The organism is Burkholderia sp. WAC0059, from assembly GCF_002870125.1.
Lineage (GTDB): Bacteria > Pseudomonadota > Gammaproteobacteria > Burkholderiales > Burkholderiaceae > Paraburkholderia.
The window spans coordinates 24,350-48,025 of record NZ_PNEO01000007.1 but is presented as its reverse complement, the minus strand read 5'-3'; the positions used below and the strand labels follow the sequence as shown (position 1 = coordinate 48,025).

Genomic DNA, 23,676 nt, shown 5'->3' with positions numbered 1-23,676 from the left:
AAATCGTTCACGTTGTGGTCGTCGGCGCAAGGCGCCCCGATCGACGGCCGGGCGAGGGCGCGGAATCGGCGTCGTTGCGCGCGGACGCCTCGAGTCCGGAGGAGCGAACCCGCTTTGGTCGAACCTGGCGAACCACGCTTCGCGGACTCGGGATTGCCGGCGGCGGGGCCGCGCGCCTTGCGGCGCGGACTTTGCACGGTAAGCCGGCGCGCCGTATCCGGGAAGGAGCAGATGGCGAAAATTTCATGGAAGCAGTGGCGGGTCGGCACGGTCGGTACCGCGCGAGCCGGCATCCGTGGGACCGGCCGCGCGGCGCGCGTCGAATATCCGGAGCCGGACAGGCCGCTCAACGATGCCCGCCGATGTCCGTCCGGCAGCCCGCCCGGTCAAGCCGCCGGACGCACGGTGGTGTCCGCCACGAGTTTTCCCAGCACGCGGATCGCGTCGTCGATCTGCGGGGACCACGGGTGGCCGTAATTGAGGCGGATACCGTTGCGAAACCCGCGGCTTGCCGAGAAGATCGGGCCCGGCGCGAGGCTGATTCCCCGCGCGATGGCGAGCCGGTGCAACGCCATCGCGTCGATGTCTTCCGGAAATTCCAGCCAGACGAAATAGCCGCCGGCGGGCGGCGCGTACACGACGTCGCGCGGCAGCCAGCGCCGGATCGCGGCGTCCATGGCGTCGAGCTGGCGATGCAGCGCGCCGCGCAGCTTGCGCAGATGCCGGTCGTAACCGCCGTGCTGCAGGTAGTCCGCTATGCCGGCCTGCGCCGGAATGCTGGCGGAGAGCGTCGTCATCAGCTTGAGACGCTGAACCCGCGCGGTAAAGCGTCCGGCCGACACCCAGCCTATCCGGTAACCCGGCGCCAGCGTCTTCGAGAACGAGCCGCAATGCATCACGAGGCCCTCGCGGTCGAAGGCGAACGCGGGCAGGGGATAGTCGGGCTGGAAATGCAGTTCGCCGTACACGTCGTCTTCGATGAGCGGCACCTGGTGCTTCGCGAGCAATTCGACGAGCGCCTTTTTCCGGGCGAGCGACAGCGTGGCCCCCGTCGGATTCTGGAAGTTCGTCATGAACCAGCATGCCCGAACCGGATGCGTGTCGAGCGCGTTCGACAGCGCCTCGAGATCGAGGCCCGTCACCGGATCGACCGGGATTTCTATCGCGCGCAGGTCGAGCCTTTCGATGGCCTCGAGCGCCGCATAGAACCCGGGCGCTTCGACCGCCACGACGTCGCCCGGCCGCGTGACGGCCATCAGGCACAGATTGAGCGCCTCGAGCGCGCCGTTGGTGACGACGATTTCCCCGATCGGCTGTCCGATGCCCATCCCCATGTAACGCAGGGCGATCTGCTGTCGCAGGTGCTCGTTACCGGGCGGCAGGTCGACGACCGTGCTCCACGGGTCGATGAGCCTGACCGAATGCGACAGCGATTTCCCGAGGCGTTCCAGCGGGAACAGATGGGGCGAGGGGAAAGCGGAGCCGAGCGGGACAATGCCCGGATGCTTCGCCGCGTCGAGCACCGAAAAGACGAGATCGCTGATGTCCACCTTGCCGGACAGCCCGGCCGATTCGCGCGGCTTCGCGGCTTGCCCGTCGACGCGCGCGCCGGGAGCCACGTAGTACCCCGAACGTTCCTGCGCGCGCACGAGGCCCCATTCCTCGAGCAGGTAGTACGCGCGCGACGCGGTGGCCTGGCTCACGTCGTGCTGGGCCATGACGTGGCGCAGCGAGGGCATGCGCGCGCCGACGGGAATGCTGCCGGAGCGGATCTCGTCGGCCATCGTCTGGGCCAGGGTGCGATATCGGGTCATGGGTTCCGGTCGGCGGCATCGTTTTTGCCGCGGCGAAAGTTGGGCCGACTGCCCGGCGGTAAAGGCAGCCGATTCGAATCGTCCCGCTTCAAACGACGATGTCCTGATGATCGGCCGGCTTGCGCGTGAGCATGTTGGCGAGCCGCCGCAGCGCATCCGCCAGTTCCGTTTGCGATGAGCCGCCGCCGAGCGAGATCCGGATGGCATTGGGCGGGGCCGATCCCGCGGGGCCGGCATGGAACGCCCGCGAGGGGGCAACGACGAGTCCTTCCCGTAGCGCCGCGTTGGCGAGGTCCTGGGAGGCCCAGTGCGCCGGCAGCACGTGCCAGAGATGAATGCCCTGACCGGCGGCGGCAGCGTCGGCGGCGGCAGGGCCGGCCGGCAGGATTTCCGCGGCAAGCTGCTGACGGGCACGCGATTCGGCCTTGATCCCGGCCAGCAACTGCGCGGCCGTTCCGTCGTGTATCCATTGCGTCACGAGTGCGCTCATCAGCGGCGCCGACATCAACGCGACCGCGCGCAGCGCGGTCAGAAACCGGTCGCGCACGGCCGCTTCGGGAAGCGCGAGAAACGCCGTCCGCAGTCCCGGCGAGAGGCACTTGGACAGGGTCGACAGATAGTAGACCTGCCCCGGCATCAAGCGCGCGAGCGGCGGCGGCGCGTCGTCGGCGAGCAGCCAGTACGGATCGTCCTCGATGATTTTCGCGTCGCATTCCGCGGCCGTTTTGACGAGGTCCCGGCGGCGCGCTTCCGGCATCGTCGCGGCGGTCGGGTTCTGGAGCGTCGGGTTCAGATAGATCAGGCGTGCGCCGTGGGTCCGGCAGGCCGCCCGCAACGCGTCGGGACGCATGCCGGCGTCGTCGACGCCGACCGCCTCGATCCGCCGCCCAAGCTGCGAGGCGACGAGCGCCAGCCCCGGGTAGACGAGCGGCTCGGTCAGGACGACGTCCCCGGGGGCGGTTTCGCCCAGCAGGATCGCGGCGAGGGCGGCCTGCGCGCCGGGACACACGACGAGGCGTTCGCGATCGACCTGTTCGAGCGCTAGTTTCAGCCACTGGATGGCCGCCGCGCGGTCGGGGCCGCTGCCGCCGCCGACCTGATAGGTCATCAGCAGGTCGATGTTGCTTCTCGTCAGCACCTGCGCGATGCCGTCCCTGAGCAGCGCCTCGAAGTCCACGTGCGCCGGCGGCGGCGGGATGTTCATGCTCAGGTCCATTCGCGCGGCGAGCTGGACCCTAGGGCGCGAGACGAACGTGCCGAGCGGGCCCCGGGCGTCGATCAACTGGCGGCGGCGGGCTTCGTTGAGTCCGCGCGTCACGGTCGTCAGGTCGATCTGCAGCAGTTCCGCGAGCTTGCGCTGCGCCGGAAGACGCTGCCCGGGCCGCAGTACGCCCGTGGCGACGGCCCGCTCGAGCATGTCCGCGATCTGGACGTAGCGGGGACCGGTGCCGGACCGGAGTTCCGTGAGCCAGGTGGGTTTTATGTATGGGTCTTGCATGTGTTTTGGCGTCAAAATGCCGCGCAGTTATCTCGGAATGTATGGGTAATGTTTTAAATTACTATGCCGGTCGCAGCGTATTAATCCATACGTGATTCGCATCGCCACGGCCTGTCTGTTGCATGGTAACTCAGGACATCCTGGTCTGAAACGAATGGCTTGCAGACGTTCATGTCGACCGTGGCGGGTTCATGTATGGATCATGTCGATAGATCAACAAGGTACATGACATGCGGAATCCGATTTTCCGAAGAAGACATTTTCCTGCCGCAACGGGGCGACCGCCCGACGGCGGACGGGCGGGGCGGGGCATCCCGGCCGTGCTCCGGGTGGCGGCGCTCGGGGCATCCGGCCTCCTTGGCGGATGCAACTGGGTGCTGTTCGATCCGAAGGGCGATATCGGCGTACAGGAAAAGAACCTGATCCTCCTCGCCCTGGGGTTGATGCTCCTCGTCGTCATCCCCGTCATTCTGCTCACCCTGTATTTCGCCTGGCGCTATCGCAGCGCCAATACGCGCGCGACCTATGCGCCGACGTGGGCCCATTCCACGGCCATCGAGGTGGTCGTCTGGACCATTCCCTGCCTGATCGTGATCGCGCTCGCCGTGCTGATCTGGCGCTCGACCCATTCGCTCGACCCGTACCGGCCGATCGACTCGCAGGAGCGGCCGGTTCGCGTGGAAGTCGTCGCGCTGAACTGGAAGTGGCTCTTCATCTACCCGGACTACAGCGTCGCGTCGGTGAACCAGTTGGCCATTCCCGTCGATACGCCGATCGACTTCAGGATCACGGCCGAGTCGCTGATGAATTCGTTCTTCATCCCGCAACTGGGCAGCCAGGTCTACGCGATGTCGGGCATGCAGACGCAACTGCATTTGATCGCCGACCAGCCGGGCGTGTATCTGGGCCGTTCTTCGGCGTTCAGCGGGCCGGGCTTCTCGGACATGCATTTCGACACGCTCGCGACGAGCCGCGGCGCATTCGACGCCTGGATCGCGAAGGCGAAGCGCTCGCCGCTGACGCTTGGCGAGGCGGCGTATCAGGCGCTGCGGCAACCTGGCATCAAGGCGCCCGTGACGGTCTATTCGTCGGTCGCCCCGGGCCTGTTCGACCGCGTCGTCGACCAGTACATGCGCAACGGCGCAGGCAATCCGATGTGCGGGACGAATGCGCCCGCGGTTTCTCAAGAACGGGCCGGCGCGCAGCCTCGCGCGGCCCTGGCTGCGGAGTAGTCATCATGTTCGGAAAACTTACGCTCGACGCCGTTCCCTGGGACCAGCCCATCATCATGGGAACGGGCGTCGTCGTCGCGGTGCTCGGCATCGCGATACTCGCCGCCATCACCTGGGCCGGAAAGTGGGGCTATCTGTGGCGCGAATGGTTCACGTCGGTCGATCACAAGCGCATCGGCGTGATGTACATCGTGTTCGCGCTGGTCATGCTGCTGCGCGGCTTCGCCGACGCGATCATGATGCGCACGCAGCAGGCGATGGCGTCGAACGACGCCGCGGGCTACCTGCCGCCGCATCACTACGACCAGATTTTCACCGCGCACGGCGTCATCATGATCTTCTTCGTGGCGACGCCGCTGATCCTCGGCCTCATGAACGTCGTCGTGCCGCTGCAGCTCGGCGCGCGCGACGTGGCCTTCCCGTTCGTGAACTCGCTGAGCTTCTGGCTCTCGGTGGTCGGCGGCGTACTGGTCATGATCTCGATGTGGGTCGGCGACTTCGCGGCCGTGGGCTGGGTCGCGTATCCGCCGCTCTCCGAGCTCGGCTACAGCCCGACGGTCGGCGTGGACTACTACATCTGGGCGTTGCAGGCGTCGGGCCTCGGCACGCTGCTCACCGGCGTGAACTTCATCGTCACGATCCTGCGCCTGCGCGCGCCGACCATGAAGCTGATGCAGATGCCGGTGTTCTGCTGGACCTCGCTCATCACGAACATCCTGATCGTCGCCGTGTTTCCGGTATTGACCGCCACGCTCGCGCTGCTGACGATGGACCGCTACCTCGGCATGCATTTCTTCACGAACGAGGCCGGCGGCAACGGGATGATGTACATCAACCTGATCTGGGTGTGGGGCCACCCCGAGGTGTACATCCTGATCCTGCCGGCGTTCGGCGCGTTCTCGGAGATCATCCCGACGTTCTCGGGCAAGCCGCTGTTCGGCTACAAGTCGATGGTCTATGCGACGGCGTCGATCGGCATCCTGTCGTTCTTCGTCTGGCTGCACCACTTCTTCACGATGGGTTCGGGCGCGAACGTCAACGCGTTCTTCGGGATCATGACCACGATCATTTCGATCCCGACGGGCGTGAAGCTGTTCAACTGGCTCTTCACGATGTATCGCGGCCGCATCCGCTTCCATTCGGCGACGCTGTGGACCATCGGCTTCATGGTGACGTTCGCGGTCGGCGGCATGACGGGCGTGCTGCTCGCCGTGCCGGGCGCCGACTTCGTGCTGCACAACTCGCTGTTCCTCGTCGCGCACTTCCACAACGTGATCATCGGCGGCGTCGTGTTCGGCATGCTGGCCGGCATCAGCTTCTGGTTCCCGAAGGTGTTCGGCTTCACGCTGAACGAGTTCTGGGGGAAGGTGTCGTTCTGGTGCTGGCTCGTCGGCTACTGGCTGGCCTTCACGCCGCTCTACATCCTCGGCTTCGACGGGATGACGCGCCGGATGAACCATTACGCCGTGCCGCAATGGCATCCGTGGCTGGTGGTCGCGCTCGTCGGCGCGCTGTTCGTCGGCGCCGGCATTCTGGCGATGATCGTCCAGCTCGTCGTGAGCATTCGCGACCGCGAGGCCAATCGCGACCTGACCGGCGACCCATGGGACGCCCGCAGCCTCGAATGGTCGACGTCCTCGCCGGCGCCGTTCTACAACTTCGCGCACGTGCCGGAGATTACCTCGCTCGAGCAGCACTGGGCGAACAAGCAGGCCGGACGCGCCTGGGTCCCGCCGTCCCGCGCCTACGAGGACATTCACATGCCGCGCAACACGGCAGCGGGGGCGATCATCGCGGCCTTCTGTTTCCTGCTGTGCTTCGCGCTCGTCTGGCACATGTGGCTGTTCGCGGCGGTGGGACTCGCCGGCGCCATCGTGACCCTGCTCGTGCGCAGCTACGACCAGGACGTCGACTACTACGTGCCGGCCGCGGAAGTGGCGCGCATCGAGAACGCCCGTTATGCCCAACTGAAGGAGGTGGCCTGAGCCATGTCTACCGTTCCGATTCGACACGCGCATGGCCGCGATAGCGGACACGACCACGGACACGATGCCGGTCACGACGACGGCACCAAAACCACGGTGGGGTTCTGGATCTACCTGATGAGCGACTGCCTGATCTTCGCGACGCTGTTCGCGACGTTCGGCGTGCTCGTCAACGCGACGGCCGGCGGCCCGGCCGGCAGCGGGCTATTCGAGCTGCGCTACGTGCTCGGCGAGACGCTGCTGCTGCTCGTCAGCAGCTTCACGTTCGGGCTCGCGATGTTGAATCTGCATGCGTCCCGCAAGGCGCGCGTGATCGGCTGGCTGGCGCTCACGTTCCTGTTCGGCGCGGGCTTCGTCGCGATGGAGGTGTTCGAGTTCGCGAAGCTCGTTCACGACGGGACGGGGCCGGACAGAAGTGCGTTTCTGTCCGCGTACTTCACACTCGTCGGCACGCACGGCCTGCACGTGACCTGCGGCCTCGTCTGGATCGCCGTCATGATGCACCAGACGCTGAAGTTTGGCCTGACCGGCGTGGTCCGCCGGCGGCTCGCGTGCCTGAGCCTGTTCTGGCACTTCCTCGATCTGGTCTGGATCTGTGTTTTCACCTTCGTCTATCTGCGTGGATTTGTATGAGCAAGCACGATTCGAATATCGCACCTGAAGCGGGCCGCGAGCCCGCGCACGGCACGCTCAAGGGCTATGTCACCGGCATGGTGCTGTCGCTGCTGCTGACGTTCGCCTCGTTCGGCGCGGTGATGAGCGGCGTCGTTCCGCGCGGCTTCGGCCTCGCGACGATCGTCGTGCTGTGCGTGGCGCAGCTCGTCGTGCAGCTCGTGTATTTCCTGCACATCGGCACGGCGCGCGATCAGCGCTCGAACACGGGCATCTTCCTCTGCACGGCTTTCCTCATCGCCGTGATCGTGGGGCTTTCGCTCTGGGTGATGCACAACGCGAACGTGAACATGATGCCCACGCAGATGTCGGTGAACGGCGCGATGGCGCACGAGTAGGCGGCCGGCGCGGGCTGGCCGGCATGGCGCGCCATGCATGCGCAACGCGGCGCGCATGCGGCGGCCGCGGCGGACCTTCCCGCCCGTCGGCCCTCCGTCAGTTCCGCTCGAGATCGACGCCCTTGGTGTCGGGCGTCACGAGGATGGCCCAGATCGCCGCCACGGCGTACACCATGACGAACAGCCCGATATAGATGTACGCGCGGTGGATTCCGTACGCGTGCAGGATCAGGCCCGCGATGATCGGAATGAGCCCGCCGCCGTAAATCTGCGAGATCTGGTAGCCGGCGCTCGCGCCGGAGGCGCGATAGCGGGTCGGGAAGTTCTCCGTGTAGAAGGTCGGAATCGCGCCGTAGCCGAAGCCGAACACGAAGCCGAACCCGATCACCTCCGCGAGCACCGCGAGCCAGTAGCTGCCGGTGTTGATCAGGTAGAAATACGGAATGGCCCAGACGAGGAACACCACGGCGGCGATCAGCAGGATCGTGCGGCGGTTGATCCGGTCGGCGAGCAGCGCGCCGATCACCATGAACACGAACATCGCGCCGGCCGCGATGAAGCCGATCGTTTCCGCCTGGTTGCCGGAATAGCCGACCGCTTTCATGTAGCTCGTGCCGAACACGAAGCACAGGAAGAACGCGCCGCCGAACATCGCGTTGACGAGCGAGGTGCGCAGGATGCGTCCCGGCATTTCCTTCCAGACCTGCACGGCGGGGCTCGCGAGCGTGTCCGAGCCGGACTGGAAGCGTTCGAACACGAAGCTGTCGCGCGTGCGCGTGCGGATCAGGATGCCGACGATGGCCACCGCGAAGCCGACGTAGAAGAAGATGCGCCAGCCCCAGGCGTTGAAGTCGGCGGCCGACATCAGCGACTTCACGAAGATCACCGAGCCGAAGCCGAGCAGCAGGCCGAGCGGAATGGCGAAGCCGACCCACGCGCCCCAGAACGCGCGGAATTTCGAATGGGCCGCCTGCTCGACGACCCACGTCGACGCGGTGCCGAACTCGGCGCCGAAGCTGATGCCCTGGATCAGGCGGAACACGATCAGCAGGACCGGCGCGACCGGGCCGATGCTGTCGTAGGTCGGCGTCAGGCCGATGAAGAGCGTGCTCAGGCCCATCATCAGCAGCGCGTAGACCATCGCGTTCTTGCGCCCGTGGCGGTCGGCGATGTTGCCGAAGAGGAACGCGCCGACGGGACGGATCACGATGCCGAGGCCGTATACGCCGATGGCCGCGGCGATCGACGCGAGGCTTTGCAGCTTGAAGAAGACGTCACCCCAGACCGTCGCCGCGACGATGCCCGTCACGAGAAAGTCGTACTGCTCGATGACCGAGCCGATGATGCTGGCGAGCGCGACCTTGAAGATCTGCTGTTGCGATGGGGCGGCCGGGACGGCCGTGGTCGTTGTCATAGTACGTCTCCATGTGTGTTCTATTCGTCGGTATGCCGATGTCCGTCGCATCGGATTTCCGTATCGTATGTCGCCGGCGCCGGTCCCGCACCGGATTCTCTCCGGACATGGACGCGCGCGGCGCCCGTCCATGTCCGGAACGTCCGGCCCCGAAACCTCGCGGCGTGCCGGTACGGCGGCACGGCACGCCGCCGTGCTCAGTCTTCCGCGAGGCCGAGCCGGTTCGGCTGCCGGCGCTCGATCGCCCATTTGAGCAGCGCGGCCGCGCGCAAGGGCCCGTGCGCGAATTTTCCGTACGGTAGCGTCAGGAACAAGGCGATTACCGCGCCCAGGTGCAGCGCGAGCAGGATCGGCATCGCCGCCGTCGTGCGCAGCGCCATCAGCGCGAGTCCGCTGACGGCCACGACGAGCAGCAGGGCGATGAACCCGAGGTCCATCGGCTTTTGCGCGAGGTCGCCCTGCAGTGGGTGCCGGCGCAGGTTCAGCCAGCCGAGGCCGAGCGTGCCGAGCGCGATGCCGATCCCGCCGGCCGTGCCGAGCAGCGCCGGCACGCTCGTGTACGCATACGGCGCTTCGAGCCTGAACGCATAGTGATAGAGCGTCGCGACGCAGGTCGACAGGAAGCACAGCAGGAAGCCGTAGGCGGTCGCGTGATGGCAGTGCCGGCGCGCGAGCGAGAAACGGTCGCTGTCGTTGTTGCAGCCTTCGCCGTGGCCGCCGCCGAGGTAGCGGAGCGTCGCGACCGCGCCGCCGGCTTCCGCGAGCGCCGCGCCGCTCGCGGGACCGGGGTCCGCCTCGCGCCAGAAACGCCGCAGGTCGACACCGAGCACGCCGAGGGCGAAGACGAACACCGGAGCGAAGATACCGGCCATGAGGCCGTGCGGAAAGACGTCGTAGAACGCGCCGCCGGCCGCCGCTTGCCACAGGTTGCCGCGCAGGGCGAGCGCCATGATCAGGAACAGCGCGATGCCGGCCGCGAGCGCCAGCGCGAGCACGAGGCCGTTGCGCTCGTACAGCGCGGCGAACGCGCGCGGCCACGCGTACAGCCGGTAGGTGCGCCCGCGCACGCTCGCCATCGTCTGCGGCACGTTCACGGCGAACTCGTGCGGCGGCGCGTACTGGCACGCATGCAGGCAGGCGCCGCAGTTGTGGCAGAGGTTCGCGAGGTAATGGACGTCGGCGGCGCCGAACTCGAGGCGCCGCGTCATCGCCGGGAACACGGCGCAGAAGCCTTCGCAATAGCGGCACGCGTTGCAGATCTGCAGGATGCGGGACGCCTCGTCCTCGGGAACCGGCAGGAGCGGCGATGCGGCGTTCGTCACCGGCGTGCCGGTCCATTCGCCGGCCTGTTCGATCAGGGTTTCAAGCGCTTGCATGACTGCCTTCCTTGCTTGCTGCCGCGGCCGCGCGCGTGCCCGCGATGCGCCCGAACGCGGTGCCGATGCTCATCCCGACGCCGGCCGTATAGCCTTTGCCGAGCACGTTGCCCGCCATCATTTCCCCGGCGACGAACAGGTTCTCGCTGGGTTCCCCGCCGAAGCGGACGGCGGCCGTCTCGTCGGTCTTCAGGCCGAGATAGGTGAAGGTGACGCCGGGGCGCAGCGCGTAGCCGAAGAACGGCGCGGTGTCGAGCGGGCGGGCCCAGTGCGTCTTGGCCGGCGCGATGCCGTCGGTGCGGCAGTCGTCGAGCTGCGTGTGATCGAACGTGCCGGGGCGGCACGCGGCGTTGTAGGCGTTCAGCGTCCGCATGAAGTGCGCCTCGTCGAGGCCGAGCGCGCGCGCGAGCTCGGGCAGGCTGTTCGCGCGCGTGCCGGGGAAGACGGGCGGCATGAAGCGGCCGATGGCCTTGGCGTCGATCACCGAATACGCGATCTGTCCCGGCTGCTGCGCGACGAGGCGGCCCCAGATCGCGTACCGCTTGGGCCAGAAATCCTCGCCTTCGTCGTAGAAGCGTTCGGCGTCCCGATTGACCACGATGCCGAGCGAGACGCAGTCGATGCGCGTGCAGATTCCGCCGTCGTAGAGCGGCGCGCGCGCGTCGATCGCGACCATGTGGGCCTGGACCGGATCGCCGATCGTCTCGGCGCCGGCGTCGATCATGAAGCGCAGCAGCGTGCCGTTGTTGAAGCGCGTGCCGCGGATCAGGAAGTTGTCGGCCGGGCGCTCGCCGCGCTCGTTGGTGCCCCAGGCGGCGCTGAGCCAGGCGCGGTTCGATTCGAAGCCGCCCGCCGCGAGCACGCAACTGCGCGCGGCGATGCGCTCGCCGCCGGCCCATGCGGCGACGAAACGCGAGCCGTCCAGCTCGATCCGCTCGACCGGCGTTTCGTAGCGAATCCGCACGCCCAGCCGTTCGGCGCTGCGGTAGTAGGCGTTGACGAGCGCCTTGCCGCCGCCCATGAAGAACGCGTTGGTGCGTGCCGTATGCAGCGCGCCCGACAGCGACGGCTGGAAGCGCACGCCGTGGCGGTGCATCCAGGGCCGGCACGTCGACGACGCGCGGATGACGAGCCGCGCGAGCGCCTCGTTGGTCTGCCCGCCCGTGACCTTCAGCAGGTCCTGCCAGTATTCCTCTTCGGGATAGGCGTCGACGAGCACGTCCTGCGGGGCGTCGTGCATGCAGCGCAGGTTGCGCGTGTGTTGCGAGTTGCCGCCGCGCCAGGCGCGCGGCGCGGCTTCGAGCAGCAGCACGGAGGCGCCTGCCTCGCGGGCCATGAGGGCGGCACACAAGGCCGCGTTGCCGCCGCCGATGACGAGTACGTCGACCATCATTGTCTCCTTTGGCGCGCACTGTACGGGCGTGCGGGAGCTGCCGCCATCGCGGCGCGACAAGAGGACTTCACGATTCGTGAAGGATGGGCGCCGGGCGCAGCGTCGCGCCGGGCCAGCGGCCCGCGGCGACGACGTCCCGCGCGACGTTCGCGAGGACGACGCGCGCCGCGAGCCCGGCGGGCGAGAGTTCGTCGTCGGAGGTGCTGACGATCAGGTTTGGGCGCGTGACGTCGGCTTCGACGATCGGCAGGCTGACGAGCTGCGAGTTCTCCGGGCGCGCCAGCGCGGCGCCCGGCTGGATGGTCGCGCCGTGGCCCGCGCGTACGGCGTCCATCAGCATCGCGAGGCCGTCGATTTCGGCGGCGATCTCCGGCTCGTAGCCCGCGCGCCGGAACGCGGCCGTCAGCAGCGCGCGCAGTCCGTGCGGTCCGCTCGGCAGCACGAGCGGCAGGCGGCCGAGCTGCGCGAGCGACGCCGTCGGGCCGGCCGGCATGCCGGCCAGCGTGCGGTTGCCGATCACGAACAGATGCTCGTCCAGCAGCGGCTGGCTGCTCCAGTGCTGTGCGGGTTCGGTCTGGAACAGGATCGCGAGGTCGATCTGGCGGGCGCCGAGCATCGCGCTCAGGTAGCCGGACAGGCTCTCGACCATGCGCAGCCGCACCTCGGGGTAGCGCTCGCGCATCGCCTCGATGAACGGCAGGCCGAGCACGCCGGTCGTGCTCGGCGCGAGCCCGACGCTGACGTGCCCGGACAGCCGCGCCTCGCGCGCCGCGAGCGCGGCCGCCTCGGCGTGGCGCAGCGCCAGTTGCGCCTGGCGCCAGAACGCGAGGCCGGCGTCGGTCGGCACGACGCCGGCCGAGGTCCGGCGCAGCAGCCGCGTCGCGAGCTCGCCTTCGAGCCGGCTGATCTGCTGGCTCAGCGCCGACGTGACGACGCCCAGCTCGAGTGCCGCTTTGCCCATGCTGCCGTGTTCGACCACGCTGACGAAATAGCGTAACTGCCGGAGTTCCATGGGGCGGGCGGGCTCGCGAGGAGGGTGGCTGGCGGCGGATTCGGGACGAGGGGCGGCGGGGCGCCGCCGGCCTGGTGGCCCGATTATAGGGCGCTTCCGCGCGGGTCCGGCGTACGCGTTTTCACTATGGTGCGGGCCGGGAAGTCTCGACAACCTTACAAATACTAATGATAATGATTCGTATTTAATATAGAATCGTCAGCCGCACGGCCCGGCGTATCGGCTGACATATCGAGCGGCCGTGCCAGTCCGGCGGCCCGGCACGAACGGGCCGATACAACACATACGAATACCGCGTTCGGGCGCGAGGCGCGTCCCGCAACGGTACGTCGACCAACACGCTTCCAATCGAACATGACCGCTTCTCGCTACCCGTCTGTCGTCTCTTCTCCGCTTTCCCCGAAAATTCCGGCCGGCCGCGCCGCCATCGTCGCCGCGATCGCGGCGCTGGCCTGGCCCGCGCTGGGTCACGCGCAGTCCGCCGGGGCCACGGCCGCGCCGGCCATGGCCGCCTCGGCGGCGTCGCCGGGCAGCACGCTGCCCGCGGTCAGGATCTCGGCCGGCGCGGCGTCCCCGGTGTTCGCCGGCGGGCAGGTGGCGCGCGGCGGCGACTTCGGCGTGCTCGGCCAGCAGAAGAGCCTCGACGTGCCGTTCAGCATGACGAGCTACACCGAGAAGCTGATCGAGGACCAGCAGGCCCGCACGCTCGCCGACGTGCTCGCCAACGATCCGTCGGTACGGACGGCCTACGGCTACGGCAATTTCTCCGAGGTGTTCGTCATCCGCGGGTTCCAGCTCGACGGCGACGACGTGTCGTTGAACGGCCTGTACGGCCTCACGCCGCGCCAGCTCGTGTCGACCGACGCGCTGGCCCGCGTCGACGTGTTCAAGGGCGCGAACGCGTTCCTGAACGGCGCCTCGCCGGCCGGCTCCGCGATCGGCGGCGGGATCAACCTGCAGTTGAAGCGCGCGGACGACGCGCCGCTCACGAGCGTGACCGTCGAGGGGACCGGCTCGGGCGGCATCGGTGAGCACGTCGACGTCGGGCGGCGTTTCGGCAGCGAAGGGCAGTTCGGCATCCGCGTGAATCAGGCGAACCACGACGGTGAAACCAGCGTCGACGGCGAGCACCGGCGCGACGACACGACGGCCGTGTCGCTCGACTGGCGCGGCGAGAAGCTGCGGCTGTACGGCGACTTCCTCTATCAGAAGCAGCAGGTCGACGACGGCCGGCCCGTCGTCTACGTGACCGGCGACGAGGTGCCGGCGGTCCCGTCGGCGACCTACAACTACGCGCAGACGTGGAGCGACAGCACGCTCGAGGACACGGTCGGCATCCTGCGCGCCGAATACGACTTCCTGCCTGGCTGGACCGCCTACGTGACGGGCGGCGCGCGCCATACGAACGAGCGCGGCGAGTATGCGTCGCCGTCGGTCGGCGACGACGGCGTGACGACGGCCTCGCGGCTTGGCGTGCCGCGCGACGACGACGCGAACTCGGCCGAGGCCGGCGTGCGCGGCCATTTCATGACCGGGCCCGTTTCGCACTTCGTGACGGCCGGCGCCTCGATCGTCGACATCGACGCGCATTACGCCTACACGCTGAGCGGCACCTACGCGACAAGCCTCTACGACACGGCGCAGCTCCCGTATCCGGGGACGATCTACTCGGGCGGCAACCTGGCCAACCCGGGCACGAGCTCGCTGACCCTGATGCGCAGCGTCGCCGCGTCTGACACGCTGGGCTTTCTCGGCGACCGCGTGCTGTTCACGGCCGGCCTGCGGCACCAGTCGATCGTCGCGGACAACTACGACTACACGGGCGCGCAGACCGAGGCCTACAACGATGCGATCACGACGCCCGTGTTCGGTCTCGTCGTGAAGCCGTGGCGCAACGTGTCGTTCTTCGCGAACCGCAGCGAGGCGCTGGCGGCCGGCGCGCAGGCGCCGTCGACCGCGCTGAACGCCGGCGCGCTGCTGCCGCCCGAGCGCTCGAAGCAGTACGAGATGGGCGTGAAGTACGACGACGGCCGCATCGGCGCGTCGCTCGCGGCGTTCCAGATCGAGGAGCCGTTCACGTTCACGAATTCGTCGGGGTACTTCGTCGCCGACGGCAACGAGCGCCATCGCGGGCTCGAGACGTCGGTGTACGGCGAACCCTGGCGCGGCGTGCGCGTGATCGCGGGCGCGACCTACCTCGACGCGCGCCAGCTCGACACGGACAGCGGTACCGACGGCAACCGGCCGATCGGCGTGCCGAGCTTCATGTTCAACCTCGGCGCCGAGTACGACGTGCCGCTGCTGCAGGGGCTGACGCTGAACGCGCGCTGGGTCCATACCGGCCCGCAGTACCTGGACGCGGCGAATACGCTGTCGATTCCAGCGTGGGACCGTTTCGACGTCGGCGCGCGCTACGCCACGGTAGTGTTCGGCAAGCAGACGACGTTCCGCGCGAGCGTGCTGAACGTCACGAACAAGGCCTACTGGGCGTCGGCGATCGGCGGCTACTTGACCCAGGGCGCGCCGCGCACGCTGCTGATGTCGGTGACGACGGACTTCTGATCGGACTTTTGATCGGCGACGTCGCGGCGGGCCGCGGGCCTTATCGGTTCCGGGCGTGGTCTCCAGCGCGGTCGCCCGCCCGGGCGCCGGCGCGATCGGCGCCGGGGCAAGCCGGCGCTGCCTGCGCGTCGCGTCGCGCAGGCAGCGACCACACGCTATCGGCGCCGCCCGTCGCCACGCGCCGGCGCGCGCGCGTCGCGATCCATCCGAAGCCCAGCGCGCCCAGCGCGGCAACCGCATCGACGCCGGGCGCCGTGGAGGCCCACAGGCCGGTCGACGGCGCGAGCCAGCCGATGACGCTCGCGGCCGGAATGGCGGCGGTGGCGATCGCCGCGAGCGCCGGCAATTCCACCGACGCCCGCGCGCCGCCGCGCGCGAGTCCCCAGGCGATGCACGCCGCGAACGTCGCGTAATAGACGCCCGCGTGCCACGCGTGCGGATTGCCGACGTGCGGCGCGAGCAGCTTGCCGGCCGCGATCGTCAGCGAGACGCCGCAGACGCAGCCGAGCGGCACGCCCACCGTCAACGCCGCCAGCACGAATGCCGCGCGCCGCTGCAGGACCGGCCGGCCGTCGGGGCGCTGGTTTCTGCGGCGGCTCTCGATCCACAGCAGATTGCCGGTGTAGAACAGGCCCGCGCCCGCGAGCCCGAGAAAGAAATAGCACCAGCGGACCACCGCGCCGCCGTAGCTGCCGAAGTGCAGCGCGTAGAACGCGCTCGTCGCCGCCGACCAGCCGTTGCCCCGGCCCGGCAGGAACTGGTCGTTGAGGAACGCGCCGGTGGCCGGGTCCATCAGCGCGAAGCCGCCGTCGCGCGCGAGATAGCGGTCGTCGTGGCCGGCCACGAACACGGTGCGGCCCGGCGCGAGCGCGTGGCGGTAGACGAGCGCGGTCGGCACGAACCGCGGCGCGCGCTGGCGTACCCGCGCGAGCAGCCGCTCCGGCGGCAGCATCGCGGGGAGCGCGGCGGTGCCGGGCGCGCTCGCGTAGTACGGGTTCTGCCGGAGCAACAGCGGCTTGAGCGTGCCGTCGTAGACGAAGGTGTCCTGAACGCCGGACACGTAGTCGCCGAGGCCGAACGCGACGACGGAGAGCGCCATCACCAGATGGAACGGCAGGCTCAGGACGCCGAGCGCGTTGTGCACGTCGAGCCACATGCGCTTGAGGTTTTTGCCGACGCGCAGCGCGAACAGGTCTTTCGCGAGCGTCGGCAGCAGCACGATCACGCCGGACACGAGCGCGAGCCCGTACAGCAGCGAGACGACGCCCATCGCGCCCATGCCGACCGCGTAGCTGCCCGGAATGCCGGCCGTCATGTGCAGGACGTCGACGAAACGGGCGGCGTCCGACGGCGCGCGCACGACGGTCCGCAATTGCCCCCGGGCGTCGAGCCACGCGCTTTCCTGCCGCCCCGGCGCGGGCGGCCACGAAAGTCGCGCGCGGTCGCCGTCGGCGAGCGACAGCGTGAAATACGGTTGTGCCTCCGGATGGGCCGCCAGCGTGCGCCGGATCAGCGCGTCCGCCTGCGCGAGCGGCACGGCGGGCTGGGCCGACGCAGCCGGCGGTGTGGCCCAGACGGTCAGCGCGTCCTTGAACATCGTGACGGCGCCCGCGTAGAACGCGATGAACAGGAGCAGGCCGGAGACGATGCCGGTCCAGGTGTGGATCGCCTTATAGGCACGAAGAACGTCGCTGCGCATGGTGAAGGACGGCGTTGGGAAGGGGCGGCTGCGCGGAGGTCGGCGCGGCGGCGAAACAGTCAGGCGAGCGGATGCCGGCAGAACGCGACGACGAGCGCGAACGCCCCGAGGTTGGCCGCCGCGAGCGCGAGCGTCGCGCGCAGGCCGCTGCGGAACAGCGGGGCGGCGGCCGCGACGGCAATCCAGACGGGCGGGACCATCCACAGGGCGGCCTGGAATTTGCCGGACGTGGTCGGGTCGCCCGGAGACAGTTGGGCGAGCAGCGTGCTCGCGGCGACGGCGAGGCCGAAGCCGCCCGCGATGCCGGCGGCCGATTTCGCCAGCAGGTGGCGCTCCACGGCACGGCGGGGCGGGCGGTTCGCCGGCTTAGCGGCCATGAGCGGTCACTCGGTGGCGCCACCGCTCGACGAGCAGGCCGACGAACGGACTGGCGCTCAGGCAGGCCATGACGACGGTGACGACGAGCGACAGCGCGGCGGCGACGGGGCGCGCTTGCGCGCCGAGCCCGCACGCGGCCAGGAGGCAGAGCGTTGCCGCGACGCGCGTCGGGCGGGCGGGCCACGGCCTGCGCAGCCAGCGCTGCCTGGAGGAGCCGAGGTACGCGAGCAGCGCGCCGGCGCCGGCCAGCACGACGATGAAACTGTCTTTCATGAGTGAACGGGAAGGCTTTCCGGATGCCGTCTATTTATTAATGAGAATCATTATCATACACGACGGCAGTCGGTCGAAAGCAGTTGAATGATGCCACCGAAAGCGCTGGCGGCCGGCAAAAGAAACGCCCCGCGAGCGAAAGACGGCTCGCGGGGCGGATGGGGTGAATCCGGTAAGCGTCGACCGCGCCGACGATCCTACGGAATGACCCGGCGGGTGCGGAATTCGTCGAATAGCTGCAGGAACATGGTTTCGGAGTCGACGACCGGATGGAACCCGGCCTGACGGATCTTCGTCGTCGAGGAAATGACGTCCCAGTCGCAGCGGAAAATGAAGTCCCCGAAGGCCCACGACGCGACCTGCCCGTAGGGAACGGAAACGAGCCCGTGCCGCGCGACGATGCGCTCCCAGACGCCGCCCTTGTCGGCCATCATCGTCGTGAGCGGGATCGTCATCGGCGCCGCCAGCGGCATGTCGAAATAACGGGCGAACGCTTCCCAGAGCCGGTTCCAGCGGAAGACGTCGCCGTTGGTGAGGTTGTAGGCCTCGCCGCCAGCCGCGTGTTCGGCCGCCCATTGCGAGCCCCGGGCCAGTTGCGCCGCGCCCGTCACCTGCGCGAGCCGGCCGTAGCAATCGACGGTGCCGGGAAACCGCAGCGGCAGGCCCAGTTCCTTCGAGATCGTCGCGTAGACGGCGATGACCATGGCGAGATTCATCGGATTGCCGAGCGCGAAGCCGCAGACCACGTCGGGCCGCAGCACCACCGGGTCCCAGCGCTTGCCGGCCGCCTTGTCCCGGAGCCAGTCTTCCTGGTCGTAGTAGAACATCGGCGGCATCTGGCGCGGATCGTCCTCCTGCGCCGGCGTCGTGAACGCGCCCAGATGCGCGCCGTAGTATTTCGCGCCCTCGTAGAGCACGACTCGCCGCAGGGCCGGCGAGACGGCCTCGGCGACGTCGACCGTATTCGCGAGCATGGTCAGGTTGACGTCGACCTGGCGGCGCGCGTCGGCGTGCTCCTGGTAGGCGGCGTAGAAGACGTGCGTCACGTCGCCGGACCCGGCGAGGGCGGCGCGCGTGGCCGTCGCGTCGGTCAGGTCTACGGAGACGAAGCGGGCCGGCGTGTCGAACTCGGGACGGCGGCGCGAGAGCGCCGTTACCGTCCAGTCCGGCTGCGCGGCGAGGTGTTCGACGAGATTGCGGCCGATTACGCCGAGGCCGCCGGCGACCAATGCGTGTTTCTTTGTCTGCGTCATGGCTGGGGTTCCGTTCAGATGCTGTCGAACGTGCCGCCGTCGACGCGCAGCGCGGCGCCGGTGGTGGCCGATGCCTGGAGGGAGCACGCGTAGACGATCATGTTGGCGATTTCCTCGACCGTCGCCGCGCGCTGGATCAGCGAGCTCGACCGATGCTCGCGCACGAACCCGTCCGCGACTTCCTGGAGCGACTTGCCGCTTTTCCGGGCTTCGTCGGCGAGCATGTCGGCGAGACCGTCGGAAAGCGTCGGGCCCGGAAGCACCGTGTTGACGGTCACGCCGGTGCCGGCCACGCGCTTGGCCAGCCCGCGCGCGACCGACACCTGCGCGGTCTTGGTCATGCCGTAGTGGATCATGTCCGCCGGAATGTTCAGCGCCGATTCGGAGGAGACGAACACCACGCGTCCCCAGCCTTTGCCGACCATGCCCGGCGTGTAGGCGCGCGCGAGCCGCACGCCGGACAGCACGTTGACCTCGAAGAAGCGCGTCCAGGTCTCGTCGGGCGTCTCGAAGAAATCCTGCAGTTCGAAGATGCCGAGGTTGTTGACGAGGATGTCGCAGGCCGGATGCGCGGCGACGAGGGCGGCGCAGCCCGCGGCCGTGCCGAGGTCCTGCGCGAAGCCCGTCACCTTCGCCTTCGGCTGTTCGGCGCGCACGGCGGCCAGCGCGCGATCCACGGACGCCTGCGAGCGGCCGTTGAGCACCACCGCGGCGCCGCTCGCGGCGAGCCCCTTCACGACGGCGAGGCCGATGCCGGCGGTCGAGCCGGTGACGATGGCGGTTTTTCCTGTCAGGTCGATATGCATGAATCCGTTCTCCGATTGCGCAAGGATGGGTTCGCGCGCGTTAGGCGTGACGGCAGGCGGCCACGCGGGCCGGCCGACGAAACGGGCGGCCGGTGTCTGCGCGCGAGAGGGGGAGGGTGAGTCACGGTTGCCGGTGGAAATGAAACCGGCCTATTGTCGCCCGGAACGGCGATCGATTAAATGGAAGGATCGGCGATTGACTCTATCCTGAAGCGGAACAATGGGCGGTGCGGGCGGGCGGTCCGGCGTGCTGTCGTTCGGGGCGCTGTCTTCGGGATCGGACGGGGGCGGCGGATATGGGCCGTTCCCCGGCTACGACGCCATGCCGGAGACTTCACGAACCGACGGCGGACGCGGGCATCGTCAGGCGACCGGCCCCATGCCGCCCACCCGATTGCGCAGCCACGGGTCGAACGCGTCCTTGACCTCGCGGTGACGCAACGCGAAGTCGACCGTCGCTTTCAGGTAGCCGAGCTTGGTGCCGCAGTTGTAGTGGGTGCCGTCGAAGTGATAGGCGAGCACCTGCTCGTCCCTGAGCATGGTCTGAATGGCGTCGCTCAACTGGAGTTTGCCCTTCGGGCCCGGCGGTTGCGCGCGCAGATACGCGAAGATGCCGGGCATGAGCACGTAGCGGCCGGCGACGCCGAGGTTCGACAGCGCCGTTTCCGGAGACGGCTTCTCGACGATGCTGTCGACGCTGACGATCCGCTCGTCCCAGTAGTGGCCGTCGACGATGCCGTACGACAGCGATTCCCCGGGCTCCAGCTCCTTGACGGCGAGGAGCGAGCAGTCGTAGTGGCTGAACGCGCGCACCATCTGCGAAAGCACGGGCGGGTCGCTGTCGAGCAGATCGTCGGCGAGCACGACCGCGAACGGCTCGTCGCCGATGAGTTTTTCGGCGCAGAGCAGCGCGTGGCCGAGCCCGAGCGGCTCGGATTGCCGGACGTATATGCACTCGACGTTGCCCGGCTTGATGTTCTGCACGAGATCGAGCAGGGACTGCTTGCCCTGCGCCTTCAGCACGTCTTCGATCTCGTAGGACTTGTCGAAGTGATCTTCGATGACGCGCTTGTTGCGTCCCGTCACGAAGATCAGTTCGGTGATGCCGGCGGCAATCGCTTCCTCGACCGCGTACTGGATCAGCGGCTTGTCCACGATGGGCAGCATTTCCTTCGGACTGGCCTTGGTGGCAGGCAGAAAGCGCCTACCAAATCCCGCAACCGGAAATACCGCCTTGCGCACGCTGAGCATGGCGCCCCCTGTCCGCTGAATATCGATCGCCGCAGTGTATAGCACCTCGATATCGGGCGTCCGGACCGGTGCGCAGCCCCGGCCGCGCAGTCCTTGCCGCGCTTGTCCTTTCGGCATGCCATGCCTGATAAATGATTGCTAACGTTTTTGTGCAGAGCGCCCTTTTATATCGTTCTTCGCGAAGCCAGCGGCGAGGCGCGGCGCCTGTTTCGGCGCGTACGCGCCGTTCGCGTCGACGAAAAGCGCCGAGTTGCCGATCGCCTTTCGCGCGGCGTCGATCGCGGAAATCGCGCAGGCCGCCAATTCCGGACGACCGACGCGGCGTACGGCGCGCTGCATCGCGCGACCGATCCGGCCGATGTCGTGCGCGGCGCGCCGGCGTGCGCGTCCGTGTAACCCGTACCGGATTTACCCAGGGCCTCGATCCCGACCACGGCGATCGTCGTCGAGATCCAGCCGACTGTCCGTTTGATTCGGGACGGTCCGTCAGAATCGTATAGGCATCGCGCCACGATGCGCGAAACGCACGGGTGTTTCATCCATGGGCGGCTCCGGGCAACGTTGCGCGGCAATCGCGACGACGGCGCGGCGGTCGCGTTATGCAAGGCGTGCTTGAGGCGCGCGATTCGAAACGGAACGAACGGGACTTCATGCGGACATAGTCCTCCGGTCGGGGCGATTCGGGATGCGACGATCCGGGCGGTGTGCCGCAACGGGTGTTCCCGCGAATCGCCCGCATTCTCTTTACGGCGAGCGGCACACTGCTTGCGAGAAAGACGATGCACGTGCGGCGCGTCGGTCGGCCCATCCGGCGGCGTGCCGTGTCCACGAACGGAATCGTCTTGAGAAGGAGAGCGACGATGAGTAGATCCATGAAGAAACTGATGACGTTGGCGTTGGCGACGGTACTTTCGGGTTCGAGTGTGGCGTTTGCCCAGGCAGGTGGCGGTGGAGGTGGCGGCGGCGCGGGCGAGGGCATGGGAAGCGCGGCCGGCACCGGCCCCGGCGGCGCGGGTGTCGGCACCGGCGGCGGTAGCGCCAGCCCGGGCGGCGATACCAGCGGCTACGGCTCGCCGGGCGTCACGCACGGCGGCGCGGGCGGCACGACGCAATATTCCGCGCCTCAGGACCCGGCCAACTCGACGTCCGGCAACAGCGATTCGACGCATGCGCCGGTGCCGCCGAGTTCGAAGCGCGACAACACCGGGCAATGACGCGACGGGCGGCATGCGGGGCAAGCCCGGCATGCAGCCCTGAGCGTCGGCATCGCGCCCGGCTTCGGGCGTGCCGGTTTTGCAGCCGGCAAGGCGCCCGGCTTGCCCCGGAGGCGACCGGCGCGAAGGCCGGCGGACGCAGGATGTTCGCCGGCGCCGCCTCCGAAGTGGTTTCGTGTCTCGCGCCGGCGCATCGCCCATCGCCCATCGTCCGTACGTCGACGAACATGAACAGGGAGTCCGTCATGCAGGTGCATTTTCCTGAGGAGTCGCCGGTGTTCGACGGCGCGAGCATGCTGATGCGCTTCGTCGTCCATCTCGACGGCGAGCCCGTCGTCTGTGCGATTACCGTCGAGGCGCTCGAGGATCACTTCGGCGCCCGTTCGGCGCTCGAAGCCATGCTGTGCGGCGCGTTCGAACGCGGCCGGGAGAGCATCCGCGCCGCATGCGAGGACGCGATCCGCGAGACGGGCGGCAGCGTGGTGCTGCATAGCGGACAGTTCCGCCTGGTCGACGAATGAGGCTTCCCGTGCGGGCGCGGCAGGGCTCCAGCTTCATGGCGCGGGCAGACGTCGGACCGTTCAATCCGCAACGGGAGAAAACCCATGTTTCAAACCGTGCTTCGATACGCAGCCGTTTTTTTCACCCTCGCCATCATCGCCGTGGTGTCCGGTTTCGGCGGCATGGCCGCAGGCACCGCGGCCCTCTTCGTCTTTCCCGCGATTTTCCTCGCGGCGTTACCGTCCGGCGTCGTGCGGCTACGCTATCCGCGTCCGTGCGCGTCGCCGCCTTTCCGGGCGAGGCGCCATGCCGTCGCGCATTCCGCGTTCCGGGGCGCTACCGCTGCACGCGAACTCAACGGAGGCATGCGATGACCGAACATCCCCAGCCGAAACCGCAACCGCCGGCGCGCGAGCGCACCGGCAAGCGCCCGCGTCACGAAGGCGACGAACCTGTCGCGCGGCGCCCGGAGCAGGAGCCACGCTCGGTCGGACGCCAGGCGCATCACGATCTCGAGCGCGGACTGGAAGATACCGACCGGCGCGGCGGCGACGACTATCAGAAGCGCACGCAAAACGACGCGCATGCGGACCGGAACGCGAAGTCCGGCAAGCCGCCGGGACGGCGTTGACCGACCTGGCGGACGAACGCTCCGGCCGGTGACGAGCCGCAGCGATCGCAGCGATAGGAATCCGCGCAGTACCGGCGTCGTCGCGGGACGGTGCTCGACTCACTGCGTTTTTCCACCGCCGTCGATGCCGGCGCCTTGACGCCAGACGTCCTTGCCGCGTTCGGACAACTGGCCGCTGCTGTGTTCGGCATCGGGCTCGGTGCCGTGCTCGGCCATTTCGCCGCCCGGCGGTTCCTGCGACGGCTGTTTCTGGCGCTTGCGCTGTGCGATGCGCTCGTCTTGCGAACGGCCTGCGTGGTGATTCATGATTGCTCTCCGTTGGCGGGATCGCCGCGAACCACGCGCCCGCGCCGTCCCGCAAGCGGCGCGAACGC

21 protein-coding genes are annotated in these 23,676 nt (G+C 68.4%); 8 read left to right on the top strand and 13 right to left on the bottom strand.

The genetic code is table 11. From position 1 onward, the window contains the following. Positions 1–386 precede the first annotated feature (386 nt). Together CY652_RS08960 and CY652_RS08955 are read right to left on the bottom strand one after the other, a co-directional pair. Entirely contained in the window at positions 387–1,814 is a 1,428-nt protein-coding gene (locus CY652_RS08960) for an aminotransferase-like domain-containing protein (protein ID WP_102130364.1), read from the bottom strand. An 88-nt stretch (positions 1,815–1,902) separates the two neighbouring features. Then, complete coding sequence (locus tag CY652_RS08955) at positions 1,903–3,312, bottom strand: aminotransferase-like domain-containing protein (RefSeq protein WP_102130363.1); 1,410 nt, start codon at positions 3,310–3,312, stop codon at positions 1,903–1,905. A 374-nt stretch (positions 3,313–3,686) separates the two neighbouring features. On the opposite strand from CY652_RS08955, the gene cyoA reads away from it, so the two are divergent. Genes cyoA through cyoD form a run of 4 tightly spaced genes read left to right on the top strand, consistent with a single transcriptional unit; the run spans position 3,687 to position 7,539 of the window. After that, positions 3,687–4,544: a ubiquinol oxidase subunit II gene (gene cyoA / locus CY652_RS08950; RefSeq protein WP_374703639.1), complete on the top strand. Its 858-nt coding sequence runs from the start codon at positions 3,687–3,689 to the stop codon at positions 4,542–4,544. A gap of 5 nt (positions 4,545–4,549) precedes the next feature. Then, positions 4,550–6,529: a cytochrome o ubiquinol oxidase subunit I gene (gene cyoB / locus CY652_RS08945; protein WP_102130361.1), complete on the top strand. Its 1,980-nt coding sequence runs from the start codon at positions 4,550–4,552 to the stop codon at positions 6,527–6,529. A gap of 3 nt (positions 6,530–6,532) precedes the next feature. Continuing rightward, a complete protein-coding gene (cyoC, locus tag CY652_RS08940) occupies positions 6,533–7,162 on the top strand; it encodes a cytochrome o ubiquinol oxidase subunit III (RefSeq protein WP_102130360.1) in 630 nt (209 codons plus the stop codon). Next, positions 7,159–7,539, top strand: a complete 381-nt coding sequence (gene cyoD, locus CY652_RS08935; RefSeq protein ID WP_102130359.1) for a cytochrome o ubiquinol oxidase subunit IV — start codon at positions 7,159–7,161, stop codon at positions 7,537–7,539. The genes cyoC and cyoD overlap by 4 nt, the downstream gene beginning before the upstream one ends. A gap of 97 nt (positions 7,540–7,636) precedes the next feature. Here cyoD and CY652_RS08930 read toward each other — a convergent pair whose 3' ends face one another. The 4 genes from CY652_RS08930 to CY652_RS08915 all read right to left on the bottom strand — a co-directional run bounded on the left by CY652_RS08930 (position 7,637) and on the right by CY652_RS08915 (position 12,734). Next, a complete protein-coding gene (locus CY652_RS08930; RefSeq protein WP_102130358.1) occupies positions 7,637–8,953 on the bottom strand; it encodes an MFS transporter in 1,317 nt (438 codons plus the stop codon). Between the two features lie 197 nt (positions 8,954–9,150). After that, a complete protein-coding gene (gene tcuB, locus CY652_RS08925) occupies positions 9,151–10,329 on the bottom strand; it encodes a tricarballylate utilization 4Fe-4S protein TcuB (protein ID WP_102130357.1) in 1,179 nt (392 codons plus the stop codon). Continuing rightward, on the bottom strand, positions 10,316–11,719 hold the full coding sequence (tcuA, locus tag CY652_RS08920; protein WP_102130507.1) for an FAD-dependent tricarballylate dehydrogenase TcuA: 1,404 nt from the start codon (positions 11,717–11,719) through the stop codon (positions 10,316–10,318). The genes tcuB and tcuA overlap by 14 nt, the downstream gene beginning before the upstream one ends. Before the next feature lie 70 nt (positions 11,720–11,789). Continuing rightward, the gene (locus CY652_RS08915) at positions 11,790–12,734 is read right to left on the bottom strand and encodes a LysR family transcriptional regulator (protein WP_102130356.1); all 945 of its coding nucleotides are present in this window, start codon (positions 12,732–12,734) and stop codon (positions 11,790–11,792) included. 354 nt (positions 12,735–13,088) lie between these two features. On the opposite strand from CY652_RS08915, the gene CY652_RS08910 reads away from it, so the two are divergent. Continuing rightward, positions 13,089–15,296 carry a TonB-dependent receptor gene (locus CY652_RS08910; RefSeq protein WP_102130355.1) on the top strand — a complete coding sequence of 736 codons (2,208 nt, stop codon included), beginning with the start codon at positions 13,089–13,091 and terminating at the stop codon, positions 15,294–15,296. Positions 15,297–15,336: 40 nt separating this feature from the next. Here CY652_RS08910 and CY652_RS08905 read toward each other — a convergent pair whose 3' ends face one another. From CY652_RS08905 to galU, 6 genes are all read right to left on the bottom strand, one after another. Further along, positions 15,337–16,995, bottom strand: coding sequence for a PepSY-associated TM helix domain-containing protein (locus tag CY652_RS08905; RefSeq protein ID WP_102130354.1), 1,659 nt, complete (start codon positions 16,993–16,995; stop codon positions 15,337–15,339). Positions 16,996–17,054: 59 nt separating this feature from the next. Next, the gene (locus CY652_RS08900; protein WP_102130353.1) at positions 17,055–17,372 is read right to left on the bottom strand and encodes a hypothetical protein; all 318 of its coding nucleotides are present in this window, start codon (positions 17,370–17,372) and stop codon (positions 17,055–17,057) included. Further along, positions 17,362–17,646, bottom strand: coding sequence for a hypothetical protein (locus CY652_RS08895; protein WP_102130352.1), 285 nt, complete (start codon positions 17,644–17,646; stop codon positions 17,362–17,364). The genes CY652_RS08900 and CY652_RS08895 overlap by 11 nt, the downstream gene beginning before the upstream one ends. A 197-nt stretch (positions 17,647–17,843) precedes the next feature. Beyond that, a complete protein-coding gene (locus tag CY652_RS08890; protein ID WP_102130351.1) occupies positions 17,844–18,899 on the bottom strand; it encodes an SDR family oxidoreductase in 1,056 nt (351 codons plus the stop codon). A gap of 14 nt (positions 18,900–18,913) precedes the next feature. Beyond that, positions 18,914–19,705: an SDR family NAD(P)-dependent oxidoreductase gene (locus CY652_RS08885; protein WP_102130350.1), complete on the bottom strand. Its 792-nt coding sequence runs from the start codon at positions 19,703–19,705 to the stop codon at positions 18,914–18,916. Between the two features lie 363 nt (positions 19,706–20,068). Further along, complete coding sequence (gene galU / locus CY652_RS08880) at positions 20,069–20,956, bottom strand: UTP--glucose-1-phosphate uridylyltransferase GalU (protein WP_102130349.1); 888 nt, start codon at positions 20,954–20,956, stop codon at positions 20,069–20,071. A gap of 860 nt (positions 20,957–21,816) precedes the next feature. Between galU and CY652_RS24405 the strand changes: the two genes are divergently transcribed. The 3 genes from CY652_RS24405 (at position 21,817) to CY652_RS08855 (ending at position 23,302) form a co-directional block, all read left to right on the top strand. Then, the gene (locus CY652_RS24405; protein ID WP_180970485.1) at positions 21,817–22,170 is read left to right on the top strand and encodes a hypothetical protein; all 354 of its coding nucleotides are present in this window, start codon (positions 21,817–21,819) and stop codon (positions 22,168–22,170) included. Between the two features lie 227 nt (positions 22,171–22,397). After that, the gene (locus CY652_RS08865; RefSeq protein ID WP_102130506.1) at positions 22,398–22,691 is read left to right on the top strand and encodes a DUF1488 domain-containing protein; all 294 of its coding nucleotides are present in this window, start codon (positions 22,398–22,400) and stop codon (positions 22,689–22,691) included. 350 nt (positions 22,692–23,041) lie between these two features. Then, the gene (locus CY652_RS08855) at positions 23,042–23,302 is read left to right on the top strand and encodes a hypothetical protein (protein WP_102130345.1); all 261 of its coding nucleotides are present in this window, start codon (positions 23,042–23,044) and stop codon (positions 23,300–23,302) included. Positions 23,303–23,401: 99 nt separating this feature from the next. Here CY652_RS08855 and CY652_RS08850 read toward each other — a convergent pair whose 3' ends face one another. Further along, entirely contained in the window at positions 23,402–23,608 is a 207-nt protein-coding gene (locus tag CY652_RS08850; RefSeq protein ID WP_180970483.1) for a hypothetical protein, read from the bottom strand. Between the last annotated feature and the right edge of the window lie 68 nt (positions 23,609–23,676).

What these genes read in the sequence shown, in the direction of transcription:
- CY652_RS08910 (WP_102130355.1), top strand. Translation starts at nt 13,089, where the DNA reads ATGACCGCTTCTCGCTACCCGTCTGTCGTCTCTTCTCCGCTTTCCCCG.
- CY652_RS08915 (WP_102130356.1), bottom strand. Translation starts at nt 12,734, where the DNA reads ATGGAACTCCGGCAGTTACGCTATTTCGTCAGCGTGGTCGAACACGGC.
- tcuB (WP_102130357.1), bottom strand. Translation starts at nt 10,329, where the DNA reads ATGCAAGCGCTTGAAACCCTGATCGAACAGGCCGGCGAATGGACCGGC.
- cyoD (WP_102130359.1), top strand. Translation starts at nt 7,159, where the DNA reads ATGAGCAAGCACGATTCGAATATCGCACCTGAAGCGGGCCGCGAGCCC.
- CY652_RS08905 (WP_102130354.1), bottom strand. Translation starts at nt 16,995, where the DNA reads ATGCGCAGCGACGTTCTTCGTGCCTATAAGGCGATCCACACCTGGACC.
- cyoB (WP_102130361.1), top strand. Translation starts at nt 4,550, where the DNA reads ATGTTCGGAAAACTTACGCTCGACGCCGTTCCCTGGGACCAGCCCATC.
- cyoC (WP_102130360.1), top strand. Translation starts at nt 6,533, where the DNA reads ATGTCTACCGTTCCGATTCGACACGCGCATGGCCGCGATAGCGGACAC.
- CY652_RS08895 (WP_102130352.1), bottom strand. Translation starts at nt 17,646, where the DNA reads ATGAAAGACAGTTTCATCGTCGTGCTGGCCGGCGCCGGCGCGCTGCTC.
- CY652_RS08890 (WP_102130351.1), bottom strand. Translation starts at nt 18,899, where the DNA reads ATGACGCAGACAAAGAAACACGCATTGGTCGCCGGCGGCCTCGGCGTA.
- CY652_RS08865 (WP_102130506.1), top strand. Translation starts at nt 22,398, where the DNA reads ATGAACAGGGAGTCCGTCATGCAGGTGCATTTTCCTGAGGAGTCGCCG.
- galU (WP_102130349.1), bottom strand. Translation starts at nt 20,956, where the DNA reads ATGCTCAGCGTGCGCAAGGCGGTATTTCCGGTTGCGGGATTTGGTAGG.
- CY652_RS08930 (WP_102130358.1), bottom strand. Translation starts at nt 8,953, where the DNA reads ATGACAACGACCACGGCCGTCCCGGCCGCCCCATCGCAACAGCAGATC.
- CY652_RS08955 (WP_102130363.1), bottom strand. Translation starts at nt 3,312, where the DNA reads ATGCAAGACCCATACATAAAACCCACCTGGCTCACGGAACTCCGGTCC.
- CY652_RS24405 (WP_180970485.1), top strand. Translation starts at nt 21,817, where the DNA reads ATGAGTAGATCCATGAAGAAACTGATGACGTTGGCGTTGGCGACGGTA.
- CY652_RS08900 (WP_102130353.1), bottom strand. Translation starts at nt 17,372, where the DNA reads ATGGCCGCTAAGCCGGCGAACCGCCCGCCCCGCCGTGCCGTGGAGCGC.
- CY652_RS08885 (WP_102130350.1), bottom strand. Translation starts at nt 19,705, where the DNA reads ATGCATATCGACCTGACAGGAAAAACCGCCATCGTCACCGGCTCGACC.
- CY652_RS08960 (WP_102130364.1), bottom strand. Translation starts at nt 1,814, where the DNA reads ATGACCCGATATCGCACCCTGGCCCAGACGATGGCCGACGAGATCCGC.
- CY652_RS08855 (WP_102130345.1), top strand. Translation starts at nt 23,042, where the DNA reads ATGACCGAACATCCCCAGCCGAAACCGCAACCGCCGGCGCGCGAGCGC.
- CY652_RS08850 (WP_180970483.1), bottom strand. Translation starts at nt 23,608, where the DNA reads ATGAATCACCACGCAGGCCGTTCGCAAGACGAGCGCATCGCACAGCGC.
- tcuA (WP_102130507.1), bottom strand. Translation starts at nt 11,719, where the DNA reads ATGGTCGACGTACTCGTCATCGGCGGCGGCAACGCGGCCTTGTGTGCC.